This is a genomic window from Candidatus Anaeroferrophillus wilburensis (genome assembly GCA_016934315.1).
GTDB lineage: Bacteria > Desulfobacterota > Anaeroferrophillalia > Anaeroferrophillales > Anaeroferrophillaceae > Anaeroferrophillus > Anaeroferrophillus wilburensis.
In genome coordinates this window covers 1-16,542 of sequence record JAFGSY010000045.1, presented here as the reverse complement: position 1 = coordinate 16,542, position 16,542 = coordinate 1, and the positions used below count along the sequence as shown (strand labels likewise).

The following is a 16,542-nucleotide window of genomic DNA, read 5'->3' as shown; positions in this document are numbered from 1 at the left end:
CTTATGCTAAAACCTCAGGAAGCTTGTTCCCGGAGTTATCGTTTCCGCTGCCCCATGTTGCGACCACCGGTCCGGCCGTCGCCGGGGGTCACACTCCGCTGGCTTTTACGGCTCACGCTGCCCCGCTGGCTTGACCGGCGTTCATCACGGCCGTCACCCATGATGCTGAAGGGGCGTTCATCATCCCGGTCACCTTGTCTGACTTTCGGGGGAGAAGTGTCACGGATGGCAGGTCTCCTTTTCCGTAGGTCAAGATTTTGCTCCTTCATGAGCTTCTCTTCCTGCCTGCTGCGGCTTAACTTCTCCATGATTCTTTTTTCCTGGCTAGCAGGGCTTTGTTTTTCTTTAACTCGTCCAAGGTCAAGTTTTTCTTTTTCCCTGACCTTTTCTTCCTGCAGGTTACGGCTATCCTTGTCTTTGCTCACTTCTTTCCGACTGATAACGGGGGTGCTTTTTCGGATGTCAGGAGGATTGCGTCTTGCACTAGCCGCCGGTTCGGGGAAGCCTCGGATATCCCGTCTGAAAACCTGCTGGTGAAGGGTTGGTCTGCCATATTTGCGGGCGGTTGGCTTGTCGCGATAGGCTACCCCCCGCCGGTGTACAGGGGCATGATACCAGATTCCCGGTTTGGCTCGCCATTCATCATGCCTGAAAAATCGCGGTCGTTGGTGGATGTCGATGAAGATAACCCGCCGATACCAGTCAATGGTACTCCATGAAATGAGGGAAAAACTGATAAAGGGTCCAGGCCAGAAGGAAATTCCGGCACCGATGATCAGCCTCCCCCCCGGACCCCAGTAATAAGGCGGATAGTAAGGGTACCACCAGCTGCCGTAGATGCGGAGGGAATTATAGTAGGGGACATAGACAATTCCCGGGTCTGCCGGTTCGATGACAATGACTTCCTTTTTTACTATCACCTTCTGTTTCTCATCGGAGGTAAGGTTCCCCTGTTTGTGAGCTTCTGTCCTGAGTTGCTGAATGGTGTCAATGACTTGGTCTTCCTGGGCCAGGAAGGCATTCCCCAGGTTGGTGGTTTCGGTAATCTTTTCGCTCATCAGCGCCAGGAGTGACGGGAAATGGCAGAGAGCTTTGACGCTTGGGTCCCAATCCTTATCCTGCAGTTTTGCATCAAGGTCGTCGCCGGTCAGTTTTTGGTTTTTGCCGATCCAGCGGTCTGCTTCAATGATTTCAAGGGGATAGGTTGAGGCCATCAGAACTTGGGACAGCAGGGCGTCGGGGTAGAGGGCGATGGGCGCCAGCATCTGGGCAAGCTGTTCTTTGGTATATAGTTCAGCGGTTCCAGCGTCCTGCTCATCCAGTGCCTGTCCAGAGGTTGGCAGCATCAACAGTATAGTGAGTAACAGAATAATTATGCTCAAAAAAAGTTTTGCAGCTTTCATGCTACCTCCTGGATTCAGATACTATTAGGTTGTTAAGGCGGGTGACCATAAGGTTGCAAGCATAGAGAAAGTATAGGCAGAGAAATGCCAATATGCAAATTTTTTTTGACGTTTTTCAGCCTATCAGTGTTTCAATGATCAACGATGGGGTTTGCCTTGGGGTCAAAAGGATTTTTACGAACTGCCAATGAAAACAGATAGGGGTATTGTTGTCGGAGATGTCCCAGGTAGGCAAGCCACTGCACCGTAAGCTTGCCGTAGGCGCGGTTGATATCGATGTTAAGATGTTTCAGGTCGGTTGCCGGCAGGCCGATGAGGGATTCCCGGCTGTCCATTTCATCCAGCAAATGGAAAACGGCCAGCAGAAGCTCACTGAACTCCTCATGTTCAACCAAGACGGGATTTTCCATCAGGCCCACGAGGAAATCCCGCTTACTGTGCAAAAATATCCGTAAATCAGCCAGTTCCAGCCTGTCCATATCAATGTCTATCCGGTGATGATCAAGTATGGTGCGAGCGGCAGCAAAGTTTTTTGCTGACCAGCCGGCGCTGATCAGAAGATGTTCTTTGATCTTGTCGAGTTCTTGGTCATGGGGGGTGAAAATTTCGAGGAGCGTATTGCCCACTTCGGCGAAAAAGACGCCGAGAACCATGTTTACTTTCCGCATCCTCATTTCTGCTTCTTTTCGCAAAATGATCATTTCGGTAGCGTTGGCAATGACCCCGAGAAAGGCAGCGCCGCCCATGATAATCAGAAAAACGGCAAAGAGGCGGCCGACTTCCGACGTCGGATGAATATCACCAAAGCCCACCGTCGACATGGTAACGATGTTGAAGTAGAAAGCGTCAATGAAAGAGAGCTCTTCGAGGACCATAAAGCCAACCGTACCAATGGCCGTCACCAGTAAAAACAGCATCAGGGCCAGTTGCAGCCGGCGTTGTACCTCTTTCATGGATAGTTCCCCGTTGTATGATTTTTATGGTTTTTACCGCTGTTGCAGCCGGGGTGATCAACTCGATGATAGCTGGAGATCAACCGGTGGCCTCTTTCTGCTGGGGTGGAACACGGCTTTGATAAAGCGAACCATCTTTTTCAGAAACCAAAAGGAAAAAAGCAGGAAAAGGGCAACCAGCAGAATGGTGATAGCCGGGTAGGTGACCATCAGAAAGAGAATGCCACCCACTGAGACATCTTCTGCTACACTGGCAATGGCGTTGGTGAAAGGCTCTGGTGAAGTATTGATGGCAGCCCTGGTTGTGGCCTTGGTCAGGTGTGAATCAAGGGCGATGGAACCGGTGGTCAGGGCGGCCGGTATCTGGGCCAGGGGGCCATAGTCGCCCATGGCCAGATAGCCCAGGACAGCGCCGCCAATGGGTCGGATCAGAGTATGGACACTGTCCCAGAGAGAGTCAATGTAGGGGATTTTATCGGCGATAAATTCAACCAGATAGAGCATGATGGCGAGAAAAATGACCGGCGGCTGAGACAGCGTTTCCAGGTTGCCTGGCAGGCTTATCCACTCCAGCCGGTGGGCGATGCCGAGGGCAGCGGTAGTCAGGTAGAGATTAACCCCGGAACCCCAGGAACTGCCAAGGAGAATGCCAAGCGAATTCACCAAGTCCATGATACTTCCTTTCCTGATGATAGCTTTGTAACAACTCCACGCTGTTCGTTAAACTGCAGTCTTCATCAACCAACTGTGCAGCGTGCTCCCATGTATGCAGCATTCTTCAGGTCTTGCTGGAGCCACTACTGTGCCATCCGGTTTTCAAGGCGTTTTGCCGATTGTTACGAGTTCATCACCGATTACATAGCAGGAAATAAAGCATCATAAAAGGCTAAAAAAAGTTGATGGCACCCCTAGTTACCCGCTTCATCGGCGGCAAAAAGCTTGCTGTAGCGGCCGTACCCCTTTGTTTCCAGCTCTTCTTTGGGGATGAACCGCAGGGCGGCAGAGTTGATGCAGTAACGCAGGCCGGTGGGTGCCGGACCGTCATCGAACACATGGCCTAAATGGGAATCGGCCTGGCGACTGCGGACTTCAGTCCGGGTTGCAAACAGGGTGCGGTCCACCTTCCTGACAATATGGCCCGGTTCTAAAGGCCGGGTAAAGCTTGGCCAGCCGGTTCCTGATTTGAACTTATCCTGTGAACTGAACAGAGGTTCACCGGAGACGATGTCGACGTAGATTCCCGCCCGTTTATTGTCCCAGTACTCATTATTGAATGGCCGTTCCGTGGCATCTTCCTGGGTTACTTGGTACTGCAGGGGGGTTAGCAGGCGACGAAGTTCTTCAGGGGATGGCCGGCTGTAAGCTTCCCGGCCGCTGCTCACCGGTGTTTTTTTCGGTTCGGTTTTCCATATTCGCTCGAGAAAGGCATCCCGGCCAGAGCGGGAGCGGTAGAATCGGTAGCGCAGAGGATTCTTTTTATAGTAGTCCTGATGATACGGTTCTGCTGGGTAGAAGGTCGTTGCCGGCACAATGGGGGTAACGATCGGCTGGTCATAGCGGCCGGAGCTGCTGAGCTCATGCCGGGATTGCTCCGCCAGCCGGTGCTGTTCTTCACTATGATAATAGATGGCCGAGGCATACTGGTTGCCCCGGTCGACAAACTGGCCGCCGGCATCGGTGGGATTGATCTGGCGCCAGAATACTGCCAGTAGTTCACCATAGCTGATGACTGCGGGATCATAGGTGATCTGCACTGCTTCAAGGTGACCTGAGGTTCCTGAAGATACCTCTTCATAGGTGGGGTCTGCGGTGGTGCCGCCGGTATAGCCAGAGATGACCTGATCAACCCCTCCCAGTTTCTCAAAGGGGTGTTCCATGCACCAGAAACAGCCGCCGGCAAAAGTTGCGGTTGCGGTGGCAGGTTGGGCACCGGCCTGTCGGGCGATGACCATGAACAGGGAGATGAGGATAAGGGACAGAAATTTAGTGAGCATCCGGGCCTCCAATCTTGGTGCTGGTTTACCTGATTATCTACTTACAGTAATCAGTGGCTGGCTTCAGGTCAAGGGGAGGTTGTCCTAAGCGGGTGTGTTGGTTCATTATGCCGTTTTTTTGTCCGTTCTGGTGTTAGCACTAATTCTACAACTTCCTCTGCATTTTCAAATGTTATTTTGAGTAGTGCTTGAATTTCTCTGGACCGCAGCTTTTTTAACACTTAAAGTATTATCTCATTTATAGGTTGTAATAACTTGTTTATTGGTTGTAATTAGCTATTAGTAGTGTTTTTTATTACCGGTAGCCGGGCTGGCAGATGATGCAAAACAGTATCTTTTGCAATGATATCGTAGCCTTGATGTGCTGGTGAAAACCAGGGTGTCACATGGACCGCCACTGAAATCTTCACGTTGCAGACGGTTGCTTGCCGGTATTAAAGGTTACTGCTTGTTTTGCCGTTGTCAGTATGGTTTTCCGACAATAGGCTGAGCAACGGCGGCCTGCCAGCCCGTTGTCGCAGGTGGTTGATGGCCAAATGGACTTTCGGCAGCCGGATGAAGCGCTGCTCCAGCCTGCGTTTGCCGGGGAAATTGAGCAGGGTGATGCCGATGAGAATGGTGAGGATACCTTGACCGGGAACAAAAAGCATCACCAGTCCGGCAAGCAGGAAGGTGATGCCGAACAGGTTTTTACCGATCAAGATGGCCCAGTGGACAACTGGATGGTGGCCGCGATAATAGGGACGGTGGCGGGCGAAGTAATCGGCCGGCATGCGGACCAGCAGGGCCGGAACAATGATCAGGGTGCCGACAAAAGAGATGGCTGACGCCAGGGTTAGCCACCAGAAGAGCGCTGAGTGGGCCTGATACCAGGTTATCATAGCGGCCATACGTTGATTACCAAGGTTAGTCCAGAGTTTTAACAATCATCTCCAAGGGTCGTTTTTTCGGGCTTTTGCCAGCAGTGGCGGCATGGCCGATGGGAATTACTGCCATGAACTCGCCGGCCGGTTCACCGAGAAACTGGAGAATATCGTCTTTGATTAGAAAAAGGATGCCGAGCCAGACGGATGACAGACCGAGGGCGGTGGCCGCCAGCAGCAAGTTTTGGACGGCAGCGGCCGAGCTCTGGATCTCCATGGTGCGGAAAAAATCGTGGGCAATGGTCTTGTCCACTTTGAACAGGTCGATGCCGTGGGCGATCAGTTCGCCGGTGTTGGCCACTGCGATGACTACCGGGGCACTGGCAATACTGCGGGAAGCCATTCGCAGCAGGGCCCGTGATGCCCGGGGGAAATCGCCTGCCCGGGCACTGACCAGCTGTACCAGCTGATGTTTTTTCTCCCCCCGAATGACGATGAAGCGCCAAGACTGCTGGTTATGGGCCGAGGGTGCCCGGTTGGCCGCCTGGAGTATGGTGAGCAGATCCGCTTCGCTGATCGGCTGGTCGGCAAACACCCGGGTGCTGTGCCTCCGGTTGATGGTCTCCAGGGTTTGGTTGGCAAAGGGGGACGATGGGGTTGTTGTATGATCCATGGGGTACGTTCCTCAGAAATGTCGATAGCGGGGTGACTCGACGTCCTTGCATAGTGCTTGGTGAACCAGCCGACTGATCTTTGCTGCCGCTCATTCCCGCCGGCCTTTCTGTTTGCAAGAGCGTGCCGCACGATTATGGGGCCGGCTCCGAGGTGTCCGCCGGACGAATCACCATCCAGGTGATTCGTCCGGCGGACAAAACCACTTGCAGTAAAGACCAGGCGGCTTCAGGCAGTCATAATCGAATAATGCAGGTAGCAACATCATAACTAGTGTCGATTACGGGGCGGTGCCGAAAACCCGCTTGAGCAGTTCCGTTGTTCGTTTGACCGGGTTCTGGCGGATGGCTGCCTCCTCCTTGGCAACATAGTGGAAAATGCCCGCCAGTCCCTTGTCAAGCACATGGGTGGTGAGGTCGGCCTTGACGTCGGGAACGAAGGGCAGGGCGCTGTATTTTCCCATGACGTTGTCATAGGATTGGATGGCCCCCACCTGGGCCAGGCTTTCTTCCACCACCGGCCGCATCTCTTCGGCCAGGGGGGCTGACATTTTGCCCTGGAAATAGCGGGTGGCGGCATCGTCGGGGCCCTTATAGATGCCCTGGACATCGTCGAGGGTCATCTCCTGGATCGACTGCCAGAAAAGGGTTTTGGCTTTCGGGGTAGCCGTTTCCGCCGCCCGGTTGAGGCGCAGTTCTAGATCGTCAAGCATGGAGGAGAGGCCGATCTTATTCAGGGCGGATTGGACTTTGGTGAGGCTGTCCGGCAGGGGAATGTGAATAGCCGGGTCGGTGTTGAAGCCGTCGTTCTGTCCCAACTGGGCGACGACCCGCTCGGTCCCCACCTTGAGGGCTTCCTTCAGCCCAGCGCCGATCTCATCAGTGGTCAGGACAGCAGGTTTGTCGGTGCCGGTGCTGGTTACCGCCTGGTTCAGCAGCTCTTTGCCTTTGTCCAGCCAGCCGCCGAAAGCGGTTGCTGTACCAATGACAATCATAATGGTGATCCAAATGAAGATGGTCAGAAAAGGTGGTTGGCTGACTTTCTTCTTACTGATATTCATGGTGTTTCCCTCCTGTTTTTCTGGTTATTCCGGAGAACAATGGTGCAGCTTGACAAAGGAGACAGTCATCAAATAGCATTCTGACGGTTGCGGCATTAGCCGTCTGGTGGTTACGTTACGTTGTTCTGGCGGCACCGTGGGGCGCTAAGGCGGCGATGATCTGTTCATGAAGCTGGCCGTTATCGGCAATAAAGCCATTGACCAGGGTTTTGGGGCGGTTAAAGGAAAAGGGAGTATTGTTGAGATCGACACAGCTGCCACCGGCCTCGTCAATCAGTAGGACGCCGGCGCAGATATCCCATTCATTTTTGGGGCCGCGGCTCCAGGAGGCATCGCAAAGACCGGCAGCCACCCGGGCTAGTTTGTAGGCGGTGCTGCCGACAATGGTGATTTGCAGCAGATCCTCGAATGGTGTGAACTCACCCCGGTTGCACTCGGAACGGCTGGCATCGATGGCCGCTCCCGGCAACAGAGTTCGACTAGTGGTTTGCATCGGCTTGCCGTTGAGAACAATGCCGTTGCCGCGGCTGCCGGCGAACAGTTCATCGGTTGCCGGATTGTAGATGACCCCCAGTACCGACTGACCGTTGTCGACCAGGCCGATGGAGACGGCGAATTCCGGGATGCCCAGGATGAACTCTTTGGTGCCGTCGAGGGGGTCCACCACCCACACCTGCTCCTTCTGGAGCCGTTCCGGCTGATCAACGGATTCCTCACTGAGCCAGCCGGCAGTTGGCAGCAGGGCGGTGAGTTGTTCTTTAAGCAGGCGGTCGGCGGCATAGTCGGCATCGGTGACCGGGTTGTCAGGGGCCTTGTTCTTAACCTCATAGTTTGAACGGTAGTATGCCATGATGGCCGCTCCCGCTGTCTTGGCAATGGTGCAGGTCTTTTGTAACAGTAGTTCCATGTAATCTTCTTTGTCTTTCACGTAGTTCCTTTGCATCATGATTTTTTCAGAGTCGTAACCTTATTTAGAGCATCATGCTCGGTGACTCTGGAGGTTTATGCGATCACTGCATCCTCAAGGGATGCTGTGATCGGCAGCTGAGCGTCCGGCCAGCCAGCCGGTGGAAAAAGCGGCCTGAAGGTTATATCCGCCGGTGTCGGCCTGGAGGTCAAGGATTTCACCGGCCATGAAAAGTCCCCTGCTTTTCCGGGATGCCATGGTCCGGGGATCAATTTCTTTAGTATCGATGCCGCCGGCGGTGATAATCGCTTCGTCAAGTGGGCGGGCCTTGGTTACCTGCAGGCGGAAATTTTTGAGCCAGGTCCGCAGGCGCCGCCGCTCCTTGGCATTGATGCTACTGGCCAGACGTTCCGACGGAATCCCGGTGGCATCAGCGCAGACCGGGACCATCTCGCGTGGTAGTAGCCCCCGCAACAGGCTGCTGAAAGGCTCCTTGCCCCGGGCGGCAATATCACGCAAGAGCCGGGCGTCGAGTTTTTTTTCGTCAAGGGCCGGTTTGAGATCAAGACAGAATTCCACCGTCTGTTTCTTGATCAGGGCATCCACTGCTATGCCGCTGAGGGTGAGGATTACCGGACCGCTTACCCCGAAAGGGGTGAAGGTCAGTTCGCCGAAATCTTCCTTGCTTTTTTTGCCGTCGAGCAGCATGCGGACTCTGATGTTTCGCAGATTCAGCTCTGCCATCCGGCCAGCCGTGTTGCCGGCAGTTTCCAAGGGAACCAAGGCCGGCCGTATGGGAATAAGGGTATGCCCGACTGCCGTGGCCAGGGTGTAGCCGTCACCCGTTGATCCGGTGGCCGGATAGGAGGCACCGCCGGTTGCAAGAATGACGGCGTCGGCGGTATATTCCTGACCACCGGCAACAACACCGGTGACCTGTCCCTTGTTGGTCAGTAGTTTTTCCACCGGTGAAGAATTCCTGCTCTGGACGCCGCACTTTTTCAGCCAACGCTGCAAGGTTTGCAGCACATCGGTGGCGTGCCCGCTGGCGGGAAATACCCGCCCACCCCGTTCAGTTACCAGTTCCAGGCCATGATTCTGAAAGAACATCATAAGATCAGCAGTAAAAAAACGGGCAAAAGCCTGGTGGAGAAATCTGCCGGTGGTGTCAAAATGGGTGATGAAATCGGTGATTTCGGCGGTGTTGGTGAGATTGCAGCGACCTTTGCCGGTGATGCTGAGCTTGCGGCCGGGGCGGTTCATCTTTTCCAGCAGCAACACGTCAGCCCCCGCTGCAGCTGCCTGGCCGGCGGCCATCAGACCGGCCGGTCCGCCGCCGATTACCACAATTTTTTTTCTGGTCATCTCGTCGATTTTTCCATGGGGTATGTGGTGCGGGGTGGATGATGTATAGCCTCACCGTCCCTTGATCGTTTATCATGGTTACCAGTGATGGTTTTAAGATAGTTATTTTTTGAGATCATTATCTCTTGAATGGCAGTAGACTGCCGATTTTCTTCTTCATCCTGCCAACCACAAACGGCAATAGCCGACCCTTTTCCTTGAGGATGCGGACAAAAAGTTCCTGCCGCTTTGCGGGTGGCACCGGTCTTTCTGCGAGTTCAACAAGGGAGATGGCATTGTGGGGGCAGACGCTGATGCAGGCCCCGCAGCCCAGGCAGACGGCGCGGTTGACCTGGGCGATGGGGGTGTCGCCGGCAGTCTGCCCGGCGGCCGGACCGATTGCTTTGACGTTGCAGGCGGCAAAGCAGAGGCCGCAGCCAACGCACTGGCTTTCGTCAATGGTGGCCAGAAAGCCGGTTTTGCCGATTCCCTGGTGAAAACCCTCCTGGACGCCAGCCATCAGTTCACAGCAGCACTGGCAACAGTTGCAGATGAACGACGGCTTATGGCGGATGTTGTCCGTCACGTGGGTGAGGTTCAGCTGTCGTGCCTGATCGAGGATTGCCAGCAGTTCCTCAGTGCTTTTTTCGTGGGCGAAACCCCGCCTGACGAGAAATTTTGCCCCCGCTCCCAGGGAGATGCAGATGCCTTCCACCGGGGCCCCTTTTTTACAGGTTTCACCAAGATGCTGTTTGGCATGGCGGCAGTAACACATGCCGGCGGCGCCATAACCTGCAGAGGTAATGATCTTACGGGCCTGTTCATAGGTTGCGATCTGGGAGGATACAGGAATGTGCTCTTCGTAGACCAGAGATCTGGTCAGGGGGGTTCGGCTGCCAAAAAATTCGTCTGCCTGACCGCCGCTGTGCGGACGATCATGGAGATAATCAGCCATCAGCCGGGCCAGTTCTGTCATCGGCAGATCAGAGCGGTTTTTCATGAAGGTCAGTTCAAAAAAACCGATCAACCCAGGCACCAGGAGGTAATAGGTCGTGTTGCCATAGGGCAGATCCATGACCAGTCCCTTGTCGGCCATGGATGCTAGGATGGTCTGCAGTTTTTCCTCCTTCAGGGACGTCAGTCGGGCCAGCTCCGGCAGGGTGGTTTCCTCAAGGGGAAAGCTGGAGGCGATAATGGCTTCTTGTTCCGTAAAAAGGAAGGAGAGGATTTTCCGCAATTTTTCGCTGTCAACCAGGCCGATGGGATACTTATTCAGCCGGTCTATCAGCGGTACAAGATTGCTTTTAGCGTCAAGATGGTGGCCCATGTTCTCCTTTCAGCTATCCTGCTTTAATAAGGCGCATTGCTCCCTGACGACAGCGGGAAAGGGGGTTGATTTCCGTTGTCGGCGGTCAAAATGGATTCCCATCAATTCACAGCGGGCCGCTTCCTCCATGGTTTCCGCATCATACATGATGTGGAGAAAGCGGACGGTTTTTTCATTGACCGCCAGCAGTCTGGTCCTGATCAGCAGCAGCTGGCCAACGTTGACTTCCGATTTAAACTGGGTCTTTTGCTCTAGCGCCGCCATGCCCTGGTGGTGTTCCTTGATATAGGCTGAAGTAATGCCGATGGCTGAAAGAAAGTGCCAGGTTGCCTCGTCGAATTTTGCCGCATACCACTGGATGTTCATATGCCCCATGTGGTCCAGTTGATGAGGGTAAACGATGCCACGATAAGTTTCAATCATTTGTCTGCCTTCTGGTTTCCGTCCGGACGTGGTTCATGGCAGGAAAAAGTGTCTTGTCATGGGGGTCCGGCCCATCTTTTTCACCCATGCTTACCCAACAACTATGGAGCAATATGGAAAAATTGTCAATCAAAGGTCCCCGTGGTGATGGCTAAGGCCATTATTGTGGCGTTACCCGGATAAATGGCAAAATATAACCGTTTCCCGGTGAATAATTGCTGCCGGTGGCCAGCCGTTGAAGTTGAATAAATCGTTGTTTTATCAGATATGCCGTGCTATGTTTTTTTGCATTGAAATGGTTGTCCATCAATTCCGGGTGGATTGATATTTGCTTAACTGTGTCAACCGAGTATTGTTAACTGTTGACGCAGAGGGGGAAATCGATGTTGATAACTGAAATATTGGCCCGTAACGCCCGGATGTATCCGGCTGAAACAGCTTTGATTGAACGCGATCCGGTCCAGCAAACCAGACGTGAAATTACCTGGAGTGAATTTGACCGCCAGGCTAACCAGGTTGCCAATCTTTTGCAGGGCATGGGTATTGGCAAGGGGAGCAAGGTCATTCATCTGCTGATGAACAGCCTGGAATGGCTGCCGCTTTACTTTGGCATTCTGCGTTCCGGGGCCTGGGTGGTGCCGCTGAATTTCCGTTTTACCGCCGATGATATCAAATATTGTATCGAGGTGGCTGAAGGGGACGTGCTCTTTTTCGGACCGGAGTTCGCCGAACGGATCGAGCAGATCAAGGATGAGTTACCGACGGTGAAAAAGTTTGTTTATGTGGGAGGAGAGGGTCCTGCCTATGCCGATATATACGAGCAGCTGCTGGCCGGCGAATCTGCCGAACCCCTGGATGTTCCCCTGGAACTGAACGACGAGGCGGCGCTTTATTTCACTTCGGGTACCACCGGACGGCCCAAACCCATTCTCCTGACCCAGCGCAACCTGGAAGCATCCTGTATTACTGAAAACCGCCATCACCTGCAGACCCACGAGGATAATTTCATCCTTATTCCGCCTCTCTACCATACCGGGGCAAAAATGCACTGGTTCGGCAACTTTATCGTCGGGGCCAAGGCGGTCATTCTCAAGGGGGTCAGCCCCCAGTGGATTCTCGAAGCGGTTTCCCAGGAGCAGGGCACCATTGTCTGGCTGCTGGTTCCCTGGGCCCAGGATATCCTGACCGCCATCGAAGATGGGCAGGTCAACCTCGATGATTATAACCTTGGTCAGTGGCGGCTGATGCATATCGGTGCCCAGCCGGTACCTCCCAGCCTGATCAGAGAGTGGTTGAAGGTTTTTCCCCACCACAGCTATGATACCAACTATGGGCTCAGTGAATCAACCGGCCCCGGCTGCGTCCATCTGGGGATGGAAAACCTGCACAAGGTGGGGGCCATTGGTGTTCCCGGCTTTGATTGGGAATACAGCATTGTTGACAGTCACGGTCGGCGGGTAACGCCGGGAGATCCGGGGGAGCTGGTTGTTCGCGGTCCGTCGGTGATGAAGGAATATTATAAAAATCCGGAGGAAACCGCCAGGGCTTTGCGGAATGGCTGGCTCCATACCGGCGACATTGCCCGGGTGGATGAGGATGGTTTTATCTATCTGGTGGACCGGAAGAAAGATGTTATCATTACCGGCGGGGAGAATATCTTTCCGGTGGAGATCGAGGACTTCCTCCAGGATCATCCTGATGTGCAGGATGCTGCGGTTATCGGCCTTCCTGATGAACGGCTGGGTGAGTCAGTGGCCGCCATTATTGAGGTGAAGCCGGGGCGGGTGTTGACCGTGGAACAGATGCAGGAATTCTGCGACAAGCTGCCGCGTTATAAGCAGCCGAGGACCTTTTTCTTCGACGATGTGCCACGCAATCCCACCGGCAAGATAGAAAAACCGAAATTGCGGGAAAAGTATACCGGCAATCGAGAGATGTTCACGCTCGAGGGGAAGTAACCCCTCGCTGAGGGGAGGGAAGAATGTTTGGCAGCAAGCTGAAAAAAGAGTATCGTCAGATCCGTAAAATGGTTACCGAAGTCAATGCCAAGTTGACCAAACTGGCTGAACCGCAGCAAATCAGGGAGGCGGGTGCCAGTCTGGGGCTGGTGGACCGGGACGGTACCCTGAATCTGGTGAAACAAAGCGATACGGAAGCAATGATGGATCTGTTGATTTTTCAGCAGGCCGCTGATGTTCGCCCGTTGCCGGCGGTATTTCTCGACAGCGTTGGTGATGACTTTCTGCCGGCCCTGGAGCGGCAGTTATTGGAGAACTACCTTAAAGGTACAGTTTTTTCCCTCTTTGCAGTTACCGATTGGAAAAAAAAGGATTTTCTCACCCTTGAACCCCTCCTGGACGGTACCTCGTTTGAGCTTTTTGATGCGGTTCTCGGCCGGATTGCCGACGAAAGCTGGATGCTGGCCGGCCGCTTTGTTCCGTTTGGAGATCGCTGGATTCATACCGGGGTCATTTATGCCTTTGATCTGGCCGCCAGGGAGCGGCTGTTAAGCTTGCTTGACGAGGTTGATGAAGCGACTGGTGCCAGCCGGCGGGCGAGCGTATCACGTTTTCCCTGCTACTTTTATCAATGGTACCGGGATTTTGGCACTCCCCTGGGACAGCGATGATGAAAAGATGGTGTACGATGGACGATATAAGGGGGAGCACAATAGTTGCTACACCGCTCAATTTCTGGGATATATTACCTACTGTTTGGCTTGCACCCTAGACCCTGTGCCGTTTTTCATTAAAACTTCCTGGTAGATGGAGAGCACGCGGGAAAAAATATGTTGCCAGGTATTGTTCTGCAGGGTTTTTTCCAGCGGCAGACAGCAGAAGGTCTGCTGTTTTTTTACCTTTTCCACCTGATCTTTAATGGCCTGTTTCAGGTTGTTGCAAAAGCGTGGCAGGTGGTCCGGGTTCGGGGTGTCGGGGCCCATGAGTTCCGGCATCGGCACCAGGGTTACCAGGCCATCATCTAGGGTTTCCTCAGGGAACATAGTCCGGATGCCCGGCAGGTCGGTGACCACCAGCCGGCAGCTGCAGGCCAAGGCTTCCAGCAGGACCAGGGGCAGCCCCTCGTAGAATGAGGGGAGTACAAAGATGTGGGCTTTTTTGCACTCTTCAGCCAGTTCTTCCTGAGACAGGACACCCAGCAGGGTGACGTTCGGCCGCAGTTTCTGTGCCTGTCTCCTGATCTCTTCAGCTTCCTTGCCACCCCCGCCACCGGCGATCTTCAAAGTAATGTCAAGTTCAGCCACCGCTTCCAGCAGCCAGGGTACGCCTTTTGCCCGACTGAGCTTGCCGGCATAGAGCAGGGTGATATCGCTGCCCTTGGTGCAGAAATCAGTGCTGAACAGATCGTCACGGAAGCCGGTGCCGGTGACCACCACCTGATCGTTATCAACGCCATATAACTCGATGATATTTTTTTTCTGTTCTTCATTCAGGGCCATGACTTTATCCACTTCCTGGCACCCGGAGATGACCCTGAGCGCCAGGTGGTCAGCCAGTTGCAGCTGTCGCAAATCGGTGCCATGACTGGTGGTAACCAGGGGGATGTTTGGAAAAAGGCGGCGGATCAAAGCGGTCATCAACCACAGGTGGTGCGAGTGGATGATGTCGGGCGAGAGCCGGCGTACCACTTCCTGAACTACGCGGGCAAAAGCAGCCTCGTAGCGGGTCAGCTTGTCACAGCAGAAGGAGGAGAAGAGGGTGCTGGGGTAGGGCATGACATCGCTCATCCCGGCAACCGGAAAAGGGAGCTGCTGGGAGTCGAAAAGGACGGGAAAGATGTGCTGCTGGGTGAGATGTTCAATCTCGGCTTGAGGGGTTTCAGCCGGCAGGCCGCAGATCACCCATTGCTCAAGTCCCCGCCTGTGACCTTCGCGGATCAGTGATTGGAGGTAGACGCCGCTGCCGGTTTGGCCGGGGATTTGAGACAGGCAGTGGAGAACCTTGATCATAACAGGTCGGCAACAACTTTTTCCCCGGTCTGACGGGCATGGTTGATGCAGTCGGGCAGGCCGATGCCGCGGTAGCCGGCCCCGGTCAGGTAGAGTCCCGGCAATGCTTTGAGCTGCTGGTCGATGACTGCCAGTCGATCCAGGTGGCCAACAATGTACTGGGGCATGCCCTGGGGCCAGCGGTTGATCCATACCTGTTCCGGTTTAGCGCTAATGCCGATAATCTCCTTGAGCTCATGGAGGACCGTGGCGGTGATGGTTGCATCATCAAGATCGGCCAGTTCCGGCTGTTGGGCACCGCCAACAAAAGAGCGCATCAGCACTTTGCCTGCCGGTGAGCGATGAGGCCATTTGATTGATGACCAGGTGGTGGCCATGATTTTGCGGTTTGAGATTTTTGGGACGATGAAACCGTAGGTGTCCAGAGGATGGGGGATGTCGTCGCGGGAAAAAACCAGCGAAACAATGGAAGAAGAGACATAGGGAATCTTTTTCAGGGTGGCGGCCAGGTCGGGTGCCAGGGAGGCAACCATATCGGCCGTGGCAAAGGATTCACTGGCCATGACAACGCTGTCTGCCTGCCACTGCTGACCATCGGCAGTTTCCAGGAGATACCCCTCCTGGTCACCTTTGGCAACCGTACGGATGGCAAGGTTGGTGGTAATCCGCTGGCGACCGATGACATCGGCCAGGGCATCGGTGAGTTGGGCCATCCCTTTTTTCATCGAGATGAAAAAGGTGCGGGGCGGAGCCCCGGTTTTCGGCCGGTTTTTCATTGCTTCAGCCATTGCTTTCTTGCGCGCGAACATGCCGCGGATAAGGCTTCCCGACTGCTGTTCCATTTCGATGAAGCGGGGAAAGGTGGCCAGCAGACTCATGTTGTCAGGATTGCCGGCATGAATACCGCCCACTAAGGGTTCAGCAATTTTTTCCAGGGCCTCTCTGCCGAGGCGTCGGGTGACGAAACTGGCCAGACTTTCGTCGCCACCCCCCTGTCGCCTGGGAATCAGTAGATCCATGCCCATCCGGATCTTTCCCGGCCAGGAGATCAGCGGTGAAGTGGCAAAGGGGATGATTTTGGTGGGAATCATCATAATCAGACCATCCGGCAGGCGGTGGAGGCGATTGCCGGCATAGATATAGGTGCCGCTGGCGCTGCTGCTGGTATTGACGAGCTGATCCTCCATGCCCAGTTCCCTGATCAGGCTCAGGGCCCAGGGTTTTTCCAGGATGAAGCAGTCGGGGCCGCCCTCGACGGTATAGGGATCGGCGTAGGTGGTTTTGATCTTGCCGCCGATATACGATGCGCGGTCGACGACTGCTACCTCGATGGGCAGCCCTTTATTCCGTGCCTGGCTCAAGATTTCATAGGCACAGGCCAGGCCGGCAATGCCGGCACCAATAACAGTAACACGCTTGGGATCCTTCATGGTTCTACCGCCCTTTCAGTCGCCCCCATCCGGTTATCAGTGATCTTTAGGATAGGCAGCTGGCCGTTTATGGTAATTTATGAACTAATTAATTTAAGCGTTTATTATAAGAGACTTGACAGTCTAAAGTTTTTAGAGGGTTAAGCCGCTATTTTCACTAAATCAGGCTTGATTTTACTGCGTTTGTTACGAATTATTC

15 protein-coding genes are annotated in these 16,542 nt (G+C 54.2%); 2 read left to right on the top strand and 13 right to left on the bottom strand.

Annotation, left to right across the window (positions count from 1 at the left end):
• Positions 1–35 precede the first annotated feature (35 nt).
• The 11 genes from JXO50_11755 to JXO50_11705 form a co-directional block, all read right to left on the bottom strand.
• Positions 36–1,403 (bottom strand): DUF3300 domain-containing protein, encoded by a 1,368-nt coding sequence (locus JXO50_11755; GenBank protein ID MBN2333766.1) that lies wholly within the window; start codon positions 1,401–1,403, stop codon positions 36–38.
• Positions 1,404–1,534: 131 nt separating this feature from the next.
• Positions 1,535–2,356 (bottom strand): two pore domain potassium channel family protein, encoded by an 822-nt coding sequence (locus tag JXO50_11750; protein MBN2333765.1) that lies wholly within the window; start codon positions 2,354–2,356, stop codon positions 1,535–1,537.
• A gap of 57 nt (positions 2,357–2,413) precedes the next feature.
• Positions 2,414–3,028, bottom strand: a complete 615-nt coding sequence (locus tag JXO50_11745) for a DUF4126 domain-containing protein (protein MBN2333764.1) — start codon at positions 3,026–3,028, stop codon at positions 2,414–2,416.
• Positions 3,029–3,264: 236 nt separating this feature from the next.
• A complete protein-coding gene (gene msrB / locus JXO50_11740) occupies positions 3,265–4,350 on the bottom strand; it encodes a peptide-methionine (R)-S-oxide reductase MsrB (GenBank protein ID MBN2333763.1) in 1,086 nt (361 codons plus the stop codon).
• Positions 4,351–4,784: 434 nt separating this feature from the next.
• On the bottom strand, positions 4,785–5,231 hold the full coding sequence (locus tag JXO50_11735; protein ID MBN2333762.1) for a hypothetical protein: 447 nt from the start codon (positions 5,229–5,231) through the stop codon (positions 4,785–4,787).
• A gap of 25 nt (positions 5,232–5,256) precedes the next feature.
• Positions 5,257–5,886, bottom strand: a complete 630-nt coding sequence (locus JXO50_11730; GenBank protein MBN2333761.1) for a nitroreductase family protein — start codon at positions 5,884–5,886, stop codon at positions 5,257–5,259.
• Between the two features lie 279 nt (positions 5,887–6,165).
• On the bottom strand, positions 6,166–6,879 hold the full coding sequence (locus JXO50_11725; protein ID MBN2333760.1) for a DUF4197 domain-containing protein: 714 nt from the start codon (positions 6,877–6,879) through the stop codon (positions 6,166–6,168).
• 181 nt (positions 6,880–7,060) lie between these two features.
• Positions 7,061–7,873: a 3'(2'),5'-bisphosphate nucleotidase CysQ gene (locus tag JXO50_11720; protein MBN2333759.1), complete on the bottom strand. Its 813-nt coding sequence runs from the start codon at positions 7,871–7,873 to the stop codon at positions 7,061–7,063.
• Between the two features lie 93 nt (positions 7,874–7,966).
• The gene (locus tag JXO50_11715) at positions 7,967–9,217 is read right to left on the bottom strand and encodes an NAD(P)/FAD-dependent oxidoreductase (GenBank protein ID MBN2333758.1); all 1,251 of its coding nucleotides are present in this window, start codon (positions 9,215–9,217) and stop codon (positions 7,967–7,969) included.
• Positions 9,218–9,335: 118 nt separating this feature from the next.
• Positions 9,336–10,523, bottom strand: coding sequence for a 4Fe-4S dicluster domain-containing protein (locus JXO50_11710; protein ID MBN2333757.1), 1,188 nt, complete (start codon positions 10,521–10,523; stop codon positions 9,336–9,338).
• A 9-nt stretch (positions 10,524–10,532) separates the two neighbouring features.
• Complete coding sequence (locus JXO50_11705) at positions 10,533–10,946, bottom strand: thioesterase family protein (GenBank protein MBN2333756.1); 414 nt, start codon at positions 10,944–10,946, stop codon at positions 10,533–10,535.
• A gap of 383 nt (positions 10,947–11,329) precedes the next feature.
• Here JXO50_11705 and JXO50_11700 point away from each other — a divergent pair, with 383 nt between their 5' ends.
• Positions 11,330–12,904 carry an AMP-binding protein gene (locus tag JXO50_11700; protein MBN2333755.1) on the top strand — a complete coding sequence of 525 codons (1,575 nt, stop codon included), beginning with the start codon at positions 11,330–11,332 and terminating at the stop codon, positions 12,902–12,904.
• A 23-nt stretch (positions 12,905–12,927) separates the two neighbouring features.
• Positions 12,928–13,575, top strand: coding sequence for a hypothetical protein (locus JXO50_11695; protein ID MBN2333754.1), 648 nt, complete (start codon positions 12,928–12,930; stop codon positions 13,573–13,575).
• Between the two features lie 78 nt (positions 13,576–13,653).
• Here JXO50_11695 and JXO50_11690 read toward each other — a convergent pair whose 3' ends face one another.
• Positions 13,654–14,913 (bottom strand): glycosyltransferase family 4 protein, encoded by a 1,260-nt coding sequence (locus JXO50_11690; GenBank protein ID MBN2333753.1) that lies wholly within the window; start codon positions 14,911–14,913, stop codon positions 13,654–13,656.
• Positions 14,910–16,343: a protoporphyrinogen oxidase gene (hemG, locus tag JXO50_11685; protein ID MBN2333752.1), complete on the bottom strand. Its 1,434-nt coding sequence runs from the start codon at positions 16,341–16,343 to the stop codon at positions 14,910–14,912. Before hemG ends, JXO50_11690 begins: the two co-directional genes overlap by 4 nt.
• Positions 16,344–16,542: the final 199 nt, after the last annotated feature.